Source organism: Quadrisphaera setariae (assembly GCF_008041935.1).
GTDB lineage: Bacteria > Actinomycetota > Actinomycetes > Actinomycetales > Quadrisphaeraceae > Quadrisphaera > Quadrisphaera setariae.
On the sequence record NZ_VKAC01000013.1, the window covers coordinates 88,846 to 103,819 of the forward strand.

A 14,974-nucleotide genomic window follows, 5' to 3' on the forward strand; every position below is an offset into this window, starting at 1 on the left:
CGCTGCTGGTGGACACGGCGCACAGCCTGCTGCGCGCGCTCCGTGCCGACCACCCGGCCAGCCCGGCCCGTGGACGGACGGCGCTCGCGGGGCTGGGAGGATGGCGCCCGTGAGCAGTGAGACCACGTCCCCCTCGAGCGCCGCCCGCCTGCAGCTGCTGCCCGCCGTCGACGTGGCCGACGGCCAGGCCGTGCGCCTGGTGCAGGGCGAGGCCGGCTCCGAGACCCACTACGGAGCCCCGCTGGACGCCGCGCTCGCCTGGCAGGAGGGCGGCGCGGAGTGGATCCACCTCGTCGACCTCGACGCCGCCTTCGGCCGCGGCTCCAACGCCGAGCTGCTCGCCTCCGTGGTCGGCACCCTCGACGTCGACGTGGAGCTGTCCGGCGGGATCCGCGACGACGCCTCCCTCGAGCGGGCCCTGTCCACCGGCTGCCGCCGCGTGAACCTCGGCACCGCCGCCCTGGAGGACCCGGAGTGGACCGCCAGCGCCATCGCGCGCCACGGCGACCGGATCGCCGTGGGCCTCGACGTGCGCGGCACCACCCTCGCCGCCCGCGGGTGGACCCAGGAGGGCGGCGACCTGTGGGAGGTGCTGGCCCGCCTCGACCGCGACGGCTGCTCCCGCTACGTGGTCACCGACGTCACCAAGGACGGGACGCTGCGCGGCCCCAACACCGAGCTGCTCGCGCAGGTGTGCGCCGCCACGGAGGCTCCCGTCATCGCCTCCGGCGGCGTGAGCTCCCTCGCCGACCTGCAGGCCCTCCGCGCCCTGGTCCCGGACGGCGTGGAGGGCGCGATCGTCGGCAAGGCGCTCTACGCGGGGGCGTTCACGCTGCCCGAGGCGCTCGACGTCGCCGGACGCCCCTGACCCGCCCCCGTGATCATGGACGTTGCCGACATCCCCGGCCGTGATCATGGGCGCTAGCCACCCCCTGCGCCGGGGCCAGCACCTGCCCGGCCGCCACGGGGACGCCCACGGCGACTCCGCCGGCACCCCGTGGGCGGGGCGCACCCTCACCGACAGCCCGTTCGCCGGTGACGACGGCGCGGTGGCCTCGGCGGTGGCCGCGCTGCTCGACGCCGCACGCGCGACGGGAGAGCCGGTCGACGTGGCGGCGCTCGTCGCGGCGCTGCCGGGAGCGCGGCTCTTCGTCCCGGTGACCGCGATCTCCGCCGGCGCCGACGAGGCCACGGGTGGCGACCTGGGGGCCGACATGGCCATCCCCACGCTGCGCTCGCCCGACGGGCGCGATGCCCTGCCGGTGTTCACCTCGGTGACGGCGCTCACTGCATGGAGTGCGGAGGCTCGCCCGGTGCCCGTGGAGGCGCGCCGCGCCGCGGTCAGCGCCGTGCAGGAGGGGCAGCAGCTGCTCGTGCTCGACCCGGGCGTCGACGGCCCCGCGGGCTCCGTCGTCGTCCCCCGTCCTGCGCTGTGGGCGCTGGCGAAGGGGGAGGTGTGGACGCCGTCGCCGCGCGACCCCGAGGTCGCCGCCGCCGTCGCGCGGCTCGGCGACGGCCTCGGCGGTGTCGTCGGCGTCACCGCCGAGGCGGGCCCGGGGGCGGCCGCGGGCCGTGAGCTGAGGGTCGTGGTGGAGCTGGCCGCCGGCGCGAGAGAGCACGCCGGGTGGGCCCGTGACTCCGTGGCCCAGCGCCTCGGCCAGCACGAGCTGCTGGCCGAGCGCGTCGACTCGGTGGAGCTGGTGGTCCGCGAGCTGCCGCGGGCGGTGCTGGTCGTGCGGCCGAACCCGGGTGGCCTGCTGCGCCGCTGGTGCGCGTGGGGCGAGGGGACCACACCCGGGCGTCCCCACCACCCGACGACGTTCCACCGCAGCGAGGCCGCCGCGCGTGCGGCGGCGGCGCGGTGGTGCGAGGGCGACGGTGGGCACGAACGCCCTCCGGGGTCACCGCGCTGCCGCTGGTGCGGAGCCGAGTCGTGACGATCCCGCTGCCGGGCTGACCTCCCACTTTTGCGAGCCCTTTACCATCTGGCGCCGAGGTGTGCCCGACGTGCCAGCTGCACCGTGGCCCCCTAGTTTCGTGTGCCGTGACGGCGATCGGCTTCCACTGCAGCCACGAGCAGATCCCTCCCAGCAGACTGCTCGACTACGCCGTCATGGCGGAGCAGGCCGGCTTCACCGCGGCCATGTGCTCGGACCACATCACGCCCTGGGGCACCGCCCAGGGACAGTCGGGTCTGGCCTTCGCGTGGCTCGGTGCCGCGCTGGCGCGCACGCAGCTGCCGTTCGGTGTCGTCCACGCGCCGGGCCAGCGGTACCACCCGGCCGTCACCGCCCAGGGCATCGCGACGCTGTCGGAGATGTTCCCCGGCCGCTTCTGGGCCGCTCTCGGCAGCGGCCAGTACATGAACGAGCACGTCACCGGGGACGGGTGGCCGCCCAAGGACGAGCGCGACGCGCGGCTGGCGGAGGTGGTCGACGTCGTCCGCCGGCTGCTGGCCGGCGAGGAGGTGACCCACCGCGGACGGGTGGTGGTGCACGAGGCCCGGGTCTTCAGCCGTCCGCCGGTCGATCGCGCACCCGCGCTGCTCGCCGCCGCGCTCACCCCGCGGACCGCTGAGTGGGCGGCGAGCTGGGCCGACGGGCTCATCACCGTCAACGCCCCGCCCGACCAGATGCGCTCCGTCGTCGACGCCTACCGCGGGGCGGGCGGCACCGGCCCGGTGAACCTCCAGGTCCACCTCTCGTGGGCGCAGACCCACGAGGAGGCGCTGGCCGTCGCCCACGAGCAGTGGCGCAACAACGTCTTCTCCTCCAAGGTCCTCGCCGACCTCGCGACGGTCGAGCAGTTCGACGACATCGGCCAGCGGGTGCAGCCCGCGGAGCTGGAGGACTCGGTGCTGGTCTCCGCTGACGCCGGGCAGATCAGCGACACGGTGGCGCAGTGGGCCGGGCTCGGCTTCGACGGCGTCTACCTGCACCACGTGGGGCAGCACCTCGAGGCGTGGATCGACGAGGCCGGTGAGCGGGTGCTGCCGCGCCTGGCCCCCACGGCGCCGCTGGAGCTGGTCGGCCGCACCGGCGCCGGCACCACGGCGCAGGCCCTCTCAGAGCGCAGTGGCGGAACCGCCCCCACGACGGACCGCGCCACCGCCACCCGGACGGGAGTCCTCTGATGCTGACCACGACCGCTGACGAGTGGTGGGCCACCGCCGTCGGCTACTGCCTCGACATCAAGCGCTTCACCGACTCCGACGGTGACGGGCGCGGCGACCTCGCCGGTCTCGGCGCCCACCTCGACCACCTGGTCGACCTCGGCGTGGACTTCCTCTGGTTCCAGCCGTTCTACCCCTCGCCCGAGGGTGACGACGGCTACGACATCTCCGACTACTACGGCGTCGATGACGGCATGGGCACGCTCGGGGAGTTCGTCGAGGTGGTGCGGGCGGCTCGCGAGCGGGGGATGCGCGTCATCGTGGACCTCGTCGTCAACCACACCAGCGACGAGCACCCGTGGTTCCAGTCGGCCCGCTCCGACCCGGACTCGCCCTACCGCCACTGGTACGTGTGGCGCGAGGAGCCGGACCCGGAGGACGCCGACGCGGACATCATCTTCCCCGACGCGGAGGACTCGGTCTGGAGCCGCGACGAGGTGGCCGGGCTCTACTACCGCCACCGCTTCTACCGCCACCAGCCCGACCTCAACACCTCCGAACCCGAGGTCCGCGACGAGATCCGCCGGATCATGGGGTTCTGGCTGCAGCTGGGCGTCGCGGGGTTCCGGGTGGATGCCGCGCCCTTCCTCGCCGAGACGGCCACCCGCGACGGCGACGCCGACGACACGGGCCCTGCGAGCACGTCCGGCTCGTCCAGCGGCGAGCGCGACGAGCAGCTCGACGACGACACCGCCCTCGACGAGTCGCTGGCGATGCTCGACGTCATGCGCACCTTCCTGTCACGCCGCAGCGCGGAGGCGGTGATGCTGGGAGAGGTCAACAAGCCCCGCGACGAGATCGCCCCGTTCTTCGGCGGGGCGGGCCAGCGGATGACCATGTGCTTCGACTTCACGCTGAACCAGGCGCTGTACCTGGCCATGGCCCGCGGCGACTCCGGCCCGGTCCGCGAGGCGGTCGAGTCACGGCCGGAGCTCACCGAGGGCAAGAGCTGGGGCCTGTTCGTGCGCAACCACGACGAGCTCACCCTCGACCAGCTCTCCGACGACGAGCGGCAGGAGGTCTTCGACGCCTTCGGCCCCGAGGAGGAGGTGCAGCTGTTCGGCCGTGGCCTGCGGCTGCGTCTGCCGACGATGGTCGACGGCGACCGCGACCGCATGGAGCTCGCCTACTGCCTGACGTGGAGCCTGCCCGGCACACCGGTGCTCTACTACGGCGAGGAGGTCGGCCAGCTGGAGGACCTCTCCATCCCCGGGCGGCTGTCCGTGCGCACGCCGATGGCCTGGGCCGCGGGCGATGCAGGGCCGGGCCCGGTGGTGGCCGAGCAGGAGCGGGACCCCGACTCGCTGCTGCACTTCTTCCGCCGCATGCTGCGCGCCTACCGCGGTCGCCCCGAGCTCGGCCGCGGTGCCGTCCGGCTGGTCGACGTGGGGGAGCCGTCGGTGCTGGCGCACACCATGACGTGGCGCGGTCGCACGGTGCTCGCCCTGCACTCGCTGCGCGACGCGCCGGTGACCGTCACCGTGCCCGACGGGGTGGTGGAGCCCGGCACCGAGCTGGTCGAGCTGCTGACGTCGTCACCGGTGACCGTGCCCGACGGCGCCTTCGAGGTGGAGCTGCCCCGCTTCGGCAGGGTCTGGCTCGGCGACACCTGAGCAGGAACCTCCTTGCGCCCACCGTGATCATGGGTGGATGACCACCACGGAGACCGACGAGGTCGATGCCGACCGCACCTGGCTGACGGAGCACGGTGACCCCACCGCGACCGAGCGCGAGGTGCTGCGCACCGTCGTGGGCTCCGGCGTGCACGGCATCGCCATCGAGGGCACCGACGACCACGACGAGATGGGCGTCTACGTCGAGCACCCGCGGGCGGTGCTCGGCGTCGGCCACGTGGACGGCCACTACGTCGCGAGGACCGTGCCGGAGGGCCACCGCTCCCACCACGGCGACGTCGACCTGGTCCTGTACTCGCTGCGCCGCTACCTGGCGCTGGTGCTGACGGGCAACCCGACCGCGCTGCTGCCCCTGTTCACCCCGGCCGCCGACGTCGTCCTGACCACCCCGCTGGGGGAGCGGCTGCGCGCCGAGGGCCCTGAGCTGCTCAGCCAGCGCGCGGGTCACAGGTTCCTGGGCTACCTGCGCAGCCAGAGGGAGCGGATGCTCGGCGCAGCGTCCGGTGCGCCGAACCGGCCTGAGCTCGTCGCGCAGCACGGCTTCGACACCAAGTACGCCTCCCACGCGCTCCGGCTGGCGTTCCAGGGCATCGAGGTCGTGGAGCACGGGCGTCTCACGCTCCCGATGCCCGAGCCGGAGCGCTCGCTCGTGCTGGAGGTCAAGCGCGGCGAGCGCACCCAGCAGCAGGCGCTCGCCTTCATCGACGAGCGCGGCGCCCACCTCGAGGACCTCCTGGCCAGCGGCCGCTCACCGCTGCCGGAGCACCCCGACCTCGACGCCGTCAGCGCGTGGTCGACGGCCGAGCACCTCCGCTACTGGCACGAGCACGGTCTGGCGGACTGACGACGGCGGCTGCGGCCGCGTCAGCCTGCGGGCTGACGCGGCCGCAGCCCGTCACGGCCAGGCTGCGAGCCGTGACGGAGCAGACGTCCCCGACCCTGGCGTGCCCGCTGTGCGGGTGCACGCAGTTCCAGCAGGAGGAGTCCCGGCAGGACTCGCGCTGGGGCTTCACCACCCACCGGATGACGCTGATGATCTGCGTCCAGTGCCGCTACGTCCTGCACTTCTACGACCAGCACTCGATCTTCGACTTCGACTGAGCGCTCAGCGCCCGACCCACCACCGCTGCCACGGCGTCTCCACAGCGGTCCGCCGGTAGTGCTCGCGCACCCACGCCACCGCCTCTGCCGGCGGCACGCCGTCGAGCACCGCCATCAGCGCGAGCGCCGTCCCGGTGCGTCCGTTCCCGCCGCCGCAGCAGACCTCCACGCGTTCGGTGGCGGCGCGTTCCCACGCCTCGTGCAGCGCGGCGCGCGAGTCGGCTGGGACCAGCGGCAGGCCGAAGTCGGGCCAGCGCACCCACCGCACCGGCCACGGCTGCGGTGCCGGGCGCTGCCACGTGCACTGGTAGCTGACGTGCGGCTCCAGACCCGTCGGCGGAGCGCCGCGGCGCACGCCGCGTCCCCGCACCCGCCTGCCCGAGGGCAGGACGACGACGTCAGGGGCGTCCAGCGGCCACGCCAGGTCAGGTCCCACCCGCTGATGGTGCCTCAGCCGGTGGGACCTGGACCGCCACCGCCTCACGGGTCAGCGCCTCACAGGGCGCCGCCGGCGGCGCTCGGGGCCCCCGGGTCGTTCGCGTGGCTGCTGCCGGCCTCGCGGGCCACGAAGTTCTCGATGTCGAAGAGGTTGGTGGTGCGCTCCGCGATGGTGAGCAGCGTCTGCATGGACGCGACCTCCTCGACCTGCTCCTTGAGGAACCACAGCATCGCCTGCTCGCCGAGCCCGTCGTCCTCAGCACGGGCGGCGGCGAACAGCGCCTGGATCTGCTCCGACACCTGCTTCTCCTGGGCGAGCGCCAGCGCGATCGGCTCGCGCACGTCGGCGAACTCGTTCCGCACAGCCGGCACGCTGGGGATGGCCACGCCCATGCCGCGGTCCAGGCGGTACTGGACGAGCATCATGGCGTGGTTCCGCTCCTCCACGGACTGTCGGTAGAAGTACCCGGCGAGCTGAGGGAGGTCGTGGTCGTCGAACCACACGGCGATGGCGACGTACTGGTGGGACGCAGCGAACTCGTGGCCGATCTGCTCGGCGAGGAGGGTGTCGAAGGTGGTCACGCTGGATCAGTCCTCTCTGCAGGGGGGAGGACATGATCTTCGCTGGTGCCCCTGAGAGGGTGCTGGGGAGGGTCAGATCCAGCCGGCGGCCTGGGCCCGGGTGACGGCCTCGTGCCGGTTGGACACCCCCAGCTTCTGCACCGCCGCTGAGAGGTAGTTGCGCACCGTGCCCGGCGAGAGCGACGCGCGCACCGCGATCTCCTCCACGCTGGCCCCGCCGGCGGCCAGCTCCAGCACGTCGGCCTCGCGAGGTGTCAGCGGGGAGTCCCCGGCGGCGATCGCGTCGGCCGCGAGCTCCGGGTCGACGTGCCGCCCACCGGCGTGGACCGTCCTGATGACGGATGCCAGCACCGCCGCCGACGTCGTCTTGGGCAGGAACCCCCGCACGCCGGTGGCCAGCGCCCGCTTGAGGTGACCGGGCCGCCCGTGGCCGGTGACGATGACGACGCCGCACCCGGGCACCTGCTGGCGCAGCTGCGCCGCCACCTCGATGCCGTCCAGGCCGGGCATCTGCAGGTCGAGGACGGCGACGTCTGGCTCCACCGCCCGCGCCACCGCGACGGCCTCCGGCCCGGACGCGGCCTGGCCGACCACCTCGACGTCGTCCTCGAGGTCCACCAGGGTCGCCAGCGCGGTGCGGATGAGCTGCTCGTCGTCCGCCAGCAGCACTCTGATCACGCGCGGGCCTCCTGATCCACGGGGTGGCTCCCCTCGTCGGGGCTCACCAGGACGGTAGCCGTGAGCACCACCCGGCCGGGCTCGCGGCGGACCTCGAGCGAGCCGCCCCGGGCCTCGAGCCGCTCCCGCAGCCCCGTCAGCCCGGCACCGGGGCGGACGGGCGAGGCGCCGCCGTCGTCGTCGTTGCGGACCACGAGCACCGCGGTCCCCTCCACCACGGCCAGCGACAGGGAGCACTCGCGCGCCCGGGCGTGGCGCACCACGTTGGTGACGGCCTCGCGCACCGCCCAGGCGAGCGCCTCCTGCGCCGCGGGAGCGAGCGCCGCCACAGCGCCCGGCTCGACGCGCAGCTCGCACCCCACCCCGGCGGAGGCGAGGAGCGCGCGCGCCCCGGACAGCTCCACGTCGAGGTCGGCGCGGCGGTGCCCGCGGACCACTGCGCGCACCTCGGCCAGGGACGACTGCGCCAGCTCGCGCACCGCGAGCGCCTCGGCGGCGGCCTCGGGCCGACCGCGCTCGGCCAGGCGCGCCACCACCTCGGACTTGAGGGCGATGGCGGACAGGTCGCGGCCCACGACGTCGTGCAGGTCGCGGGCGAAGCGCAGCCGCTCCTCGGCGACGGCGAGGCGGGCGCGGTCGCCCTGGGCGCCGGCGAGCTGGCGGACCACGTCGAGCAGCCACACCGACAGCCGCAGCGTCATGACGATGAACGCCGACCCGAGCACCGTGAACGCGCCGGTGGTGAGGACCACCAGCGGCGGCTGGCCACCCAGCAGGGCTGCGGCCCCGACGGCGAGGCCGGCGAACACCGGCACGAGCCAGCCCGCTCGCCGGTGCACCACGGCCACCGCGGCGGGGGAGAACATCACCGAGTAGGCGACCACGGCCTGCCGCGGGGAGCCGCTGAGCGACGCCGCGGTCGGCACGAGCGGCGCGGTGGCCAGCAGCGCGGCGGTGCTCACCGCGAGCGCCACGAGCCCGGGGCGCTGCTGAGCGCGCCAGTGCGGCTCGACCCCAGCGCGCAGCACCACGAACGCCGCGACGCCCTGCGCCACGGACAGGCCCACCACCAGGGCCGTCTGCCACGCCGGGCCGGAGCCGCGGGTCAGCACCAGCAGGAGCAGCGGTGGCACCGCGCCCAGCCAGTAGAGGACCTGCGCGGTGTAGACCTCCACCCGCTGCACCTGGTCCAGCGAGGCCCACCAGACGCGCGGGGAGCGCCACCACGGGGGGACCCGGTCGGTGACCGGTCCTCGTGGTGGCGCTCCCCGTCCGTCGCGCGTGTCCGTGCTCACGCGGCCAGCGTGCTGCATCAGCCGCGAGGCTCCCAGCGCCACAGCCGCTTCGCCACCGCCGCGAACACCAGCGTCCACACCACGAGCAGGGCGATGTCGACCAGCTCGCCCGGCACCGGCACCGGGAGCTCCGCGAGCGAGACCGACGCACCGGACGTGCGGGCCACGAGGTCGGTGAGGCTGGCGAAGGGGAACAGCAGCAGCACCTGCCGCGCCACCTCCGGCAGCGCGCTCACCGTCAGCATGTTCGCCGCGCCGGAGACGACGACGAGCAGCGGGACCGCGGCCCAGTTCGCCTTCTCCGCGTTCCCCGAGAGCCCGGCGACCGCGACACCGGCCACCACGAGGCCGACGGAGGCGATGAGCACCCCGGTCATCATCGGGAGCCAACCGAGCGCGTCGGGCAGCGCCCCGCCGCGGGCCGCGAGCACGCCGACCACCGCGAGGGACTCCAGCACGCCGACCACCACGAGCGGCAGGTACATGCCGGTGACGAGCTCGCCGCCGCTGAGCTCGGAGGTGCGCAGCCGCTTGAGCACCTGCGCCTCGCGCCGGTTGACGGTGAGCATGACGCCGGCGAAGTGGGTGGTGAGCGACATCACCACGAGCACGCCCATGCCCGCGAGGGCGGCCAGAGCCTGCGGTGAGGCGGACGGGCTGAGGGCGGCGAGCGCCAGCACGAGGAACGGGCCGGACAGCAGCGTGACGAGGGTGGTGCGCTGCCGGGCGAGCATCGACGTCTCGAACCTGGCCAGGCGCAGCGTGCGCTGCAGCGGGGTCACGCTGCGGCGGCGGCGCTGCGTCGTCGTCCGGCTCTGGTGGGCGGTGGTGGACGGGACGGCGGTGCTCATCGGGAGGCTCCTTCGCGGGCGGGGGTGGTGGCGAGGTCGCCGCGGACCACGGCGTGGAAGACCTCCTCCAAGGAGGCCGGTGTGGCGCGCAGCTGGTCGAGCACGGCACCGGCGCGGTCGGCCTCGAGGAGCAGGGCGAGCAGGTCGCGCTGGAGGTGGCGGGTGCGCAGGTCGAGGTGCTCAGCCGCCGCGGCGGGCTGACCGGGGTGGCGCCGGACGGCGGTGATGCGGGCGGGGCGCTCGCGGAGCACCTCGGCGAGCGTGCCGGCCACCGCGATCCGGCCGCGGTGCATGATCGCCACCCGGTCGGCGAGGGCCTCGGCCTCCTCGAGGTGGTGCGTGGTCATGAGCACCGTGGTGCCGCCGTCGCGCAGCTCCCGGACCAGGGCCCACAGGGTGGCGCGGGACTCCGGGTCGAGGCCGGTGGTGGGCTCGTCGAGCACGATGAGCTCGGGAGCGCCCCACACGGCGAGCGCGAGGTCCAGGCGGCGCTTCTCGCCGCCGGACAGGTCCTTGACCAGCACCGTGCGGCGGTGGGCCAGGCCGACGCGCTCGAGCACGGCGTCGGCGTCGTCGACGCGGCTGCTCAGCGAGGCCCACAGCTGCAGCGCGGACAGGGGTGTGGCCTCGGGCACGAAGCCCGCCTCCTGCACCATCGTGCCGCTGGCCGCGCGCAGTCGGCGGGTGCTGACCATCGGGTCCTCCCCGAGCACGGCCACCGAGCCCGCCGAGCGGCGGCGGAACCCCTGCAGGGCCTCGAGCGTGGAGGTCTTCCCGGCGCCGTTGGTGCCGAGCAGGGCGAAGACCTCCCCGCGGCGGACGTCGAGGTCGACGGCGTCCACCGCGGTGAACGCGCCGTAGGTGACGGACAGGCCCCGGACGTCGACGACGAGGTCGCTCGTCGTGCCCGCCGGAGCCGAGGCGGTCGCTGTGCTGGTCATGGCTCCACGCTCCCGCCCGGGAGGACCCGGTGGCAGTGCGCGCGCTCACGACCTCGCGTGCACCCCTCACGGCCTGGGACCTGACATCCGTCACACTCGCGCGCCTGCCCGCCCCCGGGTGACCTCCTCCTCCTCCTCCGCACTCTCCCGCCCGAGTGCCGGTGTGGCGCCCTGCTTCCCGGCACTCTCCCGCGCGAGTGCCGGTCTAGGAGCCCCTTGACCGGTACTCGGGCGGGAGAGTGCGGAGGTGGTGGGGCGGGGCCGGCGATGGGAGCGTTCGGAGGATGACGACGATGGCGCTGCGACCGGCTCCACCGATCACGCGCGAGCGCACGAGCACCGCGCCGCCGGCTGCCGTGCACGATCTGCTCGTCGACGTGAGCAGCTGGCCGCTCTGGTCGCCGCACGTGGTCCGCACCGACCCGGCCACCGGCCGCGTGCACCCCGGCTGGCGGGGGCGCGTCAAGCCGTGGTTCGGGCCCGCCACGACGATGGAGGTCACCGAGGTGCTGCCCGGCGGCGGGATGCGATGGCGCACCCGTGCGCTCGGGCACGAGCTGCGGTACGCCCAGCTGGTCAGCCCCGCACCGGGCGGAGGCAGCCGCGTGGTCTTCACCGCCACCGTCCACGGGCCGCTGGGCCCTTTGCTCCAGCGCCTCGCGGCGCCGCTGTCCGGGTTCGGGCAGCAGCGCCGCCTCGAGCGCCTCGTCCTCCTCGCCGAGCGCACCGCCCCCTGACGCCGGACCGCGGCGCGCCGCACCGAGCGACTGCTTGCCCTATCGACTGTCGATGCGCCACGCTGCGCCGTGACCACCGCGGCGAAGCAGTACGCGCGTCCCTGGCTCCTCGGCCTGCTCGAGGTGGTGCTGGGGGTCGCCGGCCTCGCCGCGATCGTCATAGCCCCCGTCTACTGGGTCAACGGCATGACGCAGGCCGGAGCCGGCATCGACGTGCCCGTGGTCGTGGTGCGGTCCGTCGACGCCCTGGACGGCAGCGGCGGCCGACCGGCGGACGTCGCCGTGGACCTGCCCGTGGGCACCGCGTTCGTCTCCACCGGCGACGTGCCTCCGCCGCAGCTGTCCGCCACCAACCAGGACCTGGAGCTGTCCAGCCAGGGATCGACCGTCGCGGAGTGGGCGCTCGTGCGCGGCGGCGTGCTGCTGTGGTGGGGAGCTGCAGGCGTCGCGGCGCTGCTGCTCCGCCGCGTCGTCACGCGCGTGGGGGAGGGACGGTCCTTCTCCGGCGGCAACGCCCGGTGCATCGCGGGGAGCGCGGTCTGCGTGCTGGTCGCCTCCCAGGTCGCGCCGGTGCTCCCCAGGTGGGCCGCGGCGCTCGTGCTGGAGCGCCTGGGCATGGCGGGCGCTGGTGCCTCCCTGTCCCCGTCGTGGCAGGTGCTCGACGTCAGCAGCCTCCTCCTCGTGGGGCTGCTGCTCGCCCTCGCCGAAGCCTTCCGGCAGGGCGAGAAGCTCGTCCGCGACGCCGAGGGGCCCGTCTGACCGTGCCGCAGGACGACGACGGCGGTCACCGGGTCCGATGCCACCTCGACGCGCTCCTCGCCGAGCGCGGCCTGATGCTGGTCCAGCTGGCGGAGCTCGCTGGGGTGACGGTGGTCAACCTGTCGGTGCTCAAGAACGACAGGGCCCGCGCCGTCCGCTTCTCCACCCTCACCGCGGTGTGCGACGCCCTGGGCTGCCAGCCCGGTGACCTCTTCAGCGTCGAGGCCCGGGTGGAGGGGGCGCGCTCGCAATGACCTCTTCGCCGTCGTCACGGGTCCTGCGACGCAGGAGGGCCCCCGCCGGATCCGGCGGGGGCCCTCCTGGTGGAGCGGGGTGCGTCAGGCGTCGAGGTCCTTGGCGACCAGGTCGGCCACGGTCTTCATGGCGGCCTCGTCGTCGGACTCGACGGTCACCTGGTCGCCCTTGGCGGCGCCCAGCGTCATGATCAGCAGGGCGGAGCCGGCGTCGACGGGCTCCTGGCCCTCGACCGACAGGGTCACCTCGGCGCCGGTGTCCGTCGCCGCCTGGGCGATGACGGCGGCGGGGCGGGCGTGCAGGCCGACGGCGGACCCGACGGTCACGGTGGTGCTGGGCACGGTGCTCTCTCCTTCGTGAGGGGCGTGTCGTCTAGCGAGAGTGGATCAGAGGGGCGGTCAGGCCGCGACCGGGGTCTTGGCGGTGCTCTTCAGGACGATGACGAGCGCGGCCGAGACCACGAACCCGACGACCAGCGCCGCGACGAAGAGCAGGACGTTGTTCATGGCGAAGAACACGAAGAGTCCGCCGTGAGGCGCCTGCAGCTGCACCTTGAAGGCCATGATCAGCGCACCGGTGACGGCCCCGCCGACCATGGACGCCGGGATGATGCGCAGCGGGTCGGCCGCGGCGAACGGGATGGCCCCCTCGGAGATGAACGAGGCGCCGAGCAGCCAGGCGGCCTTGCCGTTCTCCTTCTCGACGGCGGAGAAGAGCTTCGGGCGGACGGCGGTGGCCAGGGCCATCGCCAGCGGCGGCACCATGCCGGCGGCCATCACGGCCGCCATCACCTGCATCGAGCCGGGGTTGGTCACGGACAGGCCGGCGGTGGCGAAGGCGTAGGCCGCCTTGTTGACCGGACCGCCCAGGTCGAAGCACATCATCAGGCCGAGGATGACGCCGAGCAGGATCGCCGAGGTGCCGGTGAGCCCGCTCAGCCAGCTGGACAGGCCGTTCGTGGCGGCGGCCAGCGGGCGGCCGAGGAAGAGGAACATCAGGCCACCGGCCACGATGGACGCCACCAGGGGGATGATCATGACGGGCATGAGACCCCGCAGCCACTTGGGCACGTCGAGGCGCGAGAAGGCGTAGGCCACCAGACCGGCGAGCACACCGCCGACGAGGCCGCCGAGGAAGCCGGCGCCGGTGAAGACGGCGATGGCACCGGCGGTGAAGCCGGGGGCGATGCCGGGGCGGTCGGCGATGCCGAAGGCGATGTAGCCGGCCAGGGCGGGCACGAGGAAGCTGAACGCCAGGGCGCCGATCTGGAAGAGCATCGCGCCGAGGTAGACGAGCAGGGCGCTGTCGCGCAGCCCGTCGCCCTGCAGCAGCGGCTCGGCCGCCTTGAGCGAGGCCACGTCCGGGAGGTTCCAGAGCGAGTTGGTCAGCAGGATGCTGTCCGCACCGCTGGGCAGGTTGGTCACGCGGTAGCCGGCCAGCAGGAAGCCGAGGGCGATGAGCAGACCGCCGGCCGCCACGAACGGGATCATGTAGCTGACGCCGGTCAGGAGGACCTGGCGGACCTTGACCCAGAACGAGACGTCGCCGCCCTGCACCGCGGTCGACGCCGACGCTCCGCCGCCGTCGCCGGCCACGCGGGCCGCCGCCGGGTCGGTGGAGGCCTTGAGCGCCTCGGCGACCATGACGTCGGGCTCGTTGATGGCCCGCTTCACGCCGGAGGCGATGACCGGCTTGCCCGCGAAGCGCTCGCGGCCCTTGACCGGCACGTCGGTGGCGAAGATGACGGCGTCGGCGCTGGCGATGAGCTCGGCCGGCAGCGGCGTGGTGGCGCCGGAGCCCTGCGTCTCCACCTTGAGGGTGATGCCCGCGCGCTCGGCGGCGGCGACCAGGGAGTCCGCGGCCATGTAGGTGTGGGCGATGCCGGTCGGGCACGCGGTGACGGCCACGACGACCTTGCCGGCGCCGTTGGAGGAGCTCGACGACGACGCGCCCGCGGCGGGTGCGGCGGCAGCAGGAGCGGCGGTCGCCGTCGTCGTCGCAGCGGCCGGTGCGGCGGCGGGCTTCGGGGTCACGACGTCGGTGACGAGGTCGACGACCTCCTGCTCGGTCTTGGCGGCGCGCAGCGCTGCCGTGAAGGCGGGCTTGACCAGCGCGCGGGCCAGCGCGGTGAGGAGCTTGAGGTGCTCCTGGCCGCCGGAGGCCGGTGCGGCGATGAGGAACGCCAGGTCGGCGCCGCCGTCGGGGGCGCCGAAGTCGACCTTCGGCGACAGCCGCGCGAACGCCAGCGTCGCCGTCGTGACGGACTCCGAGCGGCAGTGGGGGATGGCGATGCCGCCGGGCAGGCCGGTGGCCGACTGAGCCTCGCGGGCCATCGCGTCGCGCTGCAGGCCCTCGGGGCTGGTGGCGCGGCCGGTGCCGGCGACGATCGCCGCGAGGGACGCGATGACGTCCTCCTTGCGGGCGCCGAGGTCGGCGTCGAGGCGCACGAGCTGCGTCGTGATCAGCTGCGCCGGCGCTGTGGTGTCGGTGGACATGCGGTCCGGTCCTCCTGGTCTGGCCGACGGCGTCGG

The 14,974-nt window shown here is 74.4% G+C and carries 17 protein-coding genes; 9 read left to right on the forward strand and 8 right to left on the reverse strand.

Annotated elements, in window-relative coordinates:
- Positions 1-100 precede the first annotated feature (100 nt).
- From priA to FMM08_RS19315, 6 genes are all read left to right on the forward strand, one after another.
- The gene (priA, locus tag FMM08_RS19290) at positions 101-868 is read left to right on the forward strand and encodes a bifunctional 1-(5-phosphoribosyl)-5-((5-phosphoribosylamino)methylideneamino)imidazole-4-carboxamide isomerase/phosphoribosylanthranilate isomerase PriA (RefSeq protein WP_147928011.1); all 768 of its coding nucleotides are present in this window, start codon (positions 101-103) and stop codon (positions 866-868) included.
- Positions 869-914: 46 nt separating this feature from the next.
- Positions 915-1,937 (forward strand): SseB family protein, encoded by a 1,023-nt coding sequence (locus FMM08_RS19295; protein ID WP_255472626.1) that lies wholly within the window; start codon positions 915-917, stop codon positions 1,935-1,937.
- A 107-nt stretch (positions 1,938-2,044) separates the two neighbouring features.
- A complete protein-coding gene (locus FMM08_RS19300; RefSeq protein ID WP_147928013.1) occupies positions 2,045-3,133 on the forward strand; it encodes a TIGR03885 family FMN-dependent LLM class oxidoreductase in 1,089 nt (362 codons plus the stop codon).
- On the forward strand, positions 3,133-4,785 hold the full coding sequence (locus FMM08_RS19305) for an alpha-amylase family glycosyl hydrolase (RefSeq protein ID WP_222710974.1): 1,653 nt from the start codon (positions 3,133-3,135) through the stop codon (positions 4,783-4,785). The genes FMM08_RS19300 and FMM08_RS19305 overlap by 1 nt, the downstream gene beginning before the upstream one ends.
- Before the next feature lie 37 nt (positions 4,786-4,822).
- A complete protein-coding gene (locus tag FMM08_RS19310) occupies positions 4,823-5,650 on the forward strand; it encodes a nucleotidyltransferase domain-containing protein (RefSeq protein WP_147928015.1) in 828 nt (275 codons plus the stop codon).
- Between the two features lie 71 nt (positions 5,651-5,721).
- Positions 5,722-5,907: a hypothetical protein gene (locus tag FMM08_RS19315; protein ID WP_147928016.1), complete on the forward strand. Its 186-nt coding sequence runs from the start codon at positions 5,722-5,724 to the stop codon at positions 5,905-5,907.
- Between the two features lie 4 nt (positions 5,908-5,911).
- Here FMM08_RS19315 and FMM08_RS19320 read toward each other — a convergent pair whose 3' ends face one another.
- From FMM08_RS19320 to FMM08_RS19345, 6 genes are all read right to left on the reverse strand, one after another.
- Positions 5,912-6,343, reverse strand: coding sequence for a protein-tyrosine phosphatase family protein (locus FMM08_RS19320; protein WP_255472622.1), 432 nt, complete (start codon positions 6,341-6,343; stop codon positions 5,912-5,914).
- 59 nt (positions 6,344-6,402) lie between these two features.
- A complete protein-coding gene (locus FMM08_RS19325) occupies positions 6,403-6,927 on the reverse strand; it encodes a ferritin (protein WP_147928017.1) in 525 nt (174 codons plus the stop codon).
- Between the two features lie 72 nt (positions 6,928-6,999).
- Positions 7,000-7,602, reverse strand: a complete 603-nt coding sequence (locus FMM08_RS19330) for a response regulator transcription factor (protein WP_147928070.1) — start codon at positions 7,600-7,602, stop codon at positions 7,000-7,002.
- Complete coding sequence (locus FMM08_RS19335) at positions 7,602-8,900, reverse strand: sensor histidine kinase (protein WP_187279873.1); 1,299 nt, start codon at positions 8,898-8,900, stop codon at positions 7,602-7,604. The genes FMM08_RS19330 and FMM08_RS19335 overlap by 1 nt, the downstream gene beginning before the upstream one ends.
- A gap of 17 nt (positions 8,901-8,917) precedes the next feature.
- Complete coding sequence (locus FMM08_RS19340) at positions 8,918-9,751, reverse strand: ABC transporter permease (RefSeq protein WP_147928019.1); 834 nt, start codon at positions 9,749-9,751, stop codon at positions 8,918-8,920.
- The gene (locus tag FMM08_RS19345) at positions 9,748-10,692 is read right to left on the reverse strand and encodes an ABC transporter ATP-binding protein (RefSeq protein WP_147928020.1); all 945 of its coding nucleotides are present in this window, start codon (positions 10,690-10,692) and stop codon (positions 9,748-9,750) included. Before FMM08_RS19345 ends, FMM08_RS19340 begins: the two co-directional genes overlap by 4 nt.
- Positions 10,693-10,985: 293 nt before the next feature.
- Between FMM08_RS19345 and FMM08_RS19350 the strand changes: the two genes are divergently transcribed.
- The 3 genes from FMM08_RS19350 to FMM08_RS19360 all read left to right on the forward strand — a co-directional run bounded on the left by FMM08_RS19350 (position 10,986) and on the right by FMM08_RS19360 (position 12,442).
- On the forward strand, positions 10,986-11,429 hold the full coding sequence (locus FMM08_RS19350) for an SRPBCC family protein (RefSeq protein ID WP_187279874.1): 444 nt from the start codon (positions 10,986-10,988) through the stop codon (positions 11,427-11,429).
- Between the two features lie 69 nt (positions 11,430-11,498).
- Positions 11,499-12,188, forward strand: a complete 690-nt coding sequence (locus FMM08_RS19355) for a hypothetical protein (RefSeq protein ID WP_147928022.1) — start codon at positions 11,499-11,501, stop codon at positions 12,186-12,188.
- Positions 12,189-12,190: 2 nt separating this feature from the next.
- On the forward strand, positions 12,191-12,442 hold the full coding sequence (locus FMM08_RS19360; protein WP_147928023.1) for a helix-turn-helix domain-containing protein: 252 nt from the start codon (positions 12,191-12,193) through the stop codon (positions 12,440-12,442).
- Positions 12,443-12,526: 84 nt separating this feature from the next.
- On the opposite strand, the gene FMM08_RS19365 is transcribed toward FMM08_RS19360, so the two are convergent.
- Both FMM08_RS19365 and FMM08_RS19370 read right to left on the reverse strand, forming a co-directional pair.
- Positions 12,527-12,784, reverse strand: coding sequence for an HPr family phosphocarrier protein (locus tag FMM08_RS19365; RefSeq protein WP_147928024.1), 258 nt, complete (start codon positions 12,782-12,784; stop codon positions 12,527-12,529).
- Positions 12,785-12,841: 57 nt separating this feature from the next.
- A complete protein-coding gene (locus tag FMM08_RS19370) occupies positions 12,842-14,938 on the reverse strand; it encodes a PTS fructose transporter subunit IIABC (protein ID WP_147928025.1) in 2,097 nt (698 codons plus the stop codon).
- Positions 14,939-14,974 lie beyond the last annotated feature (36 nt).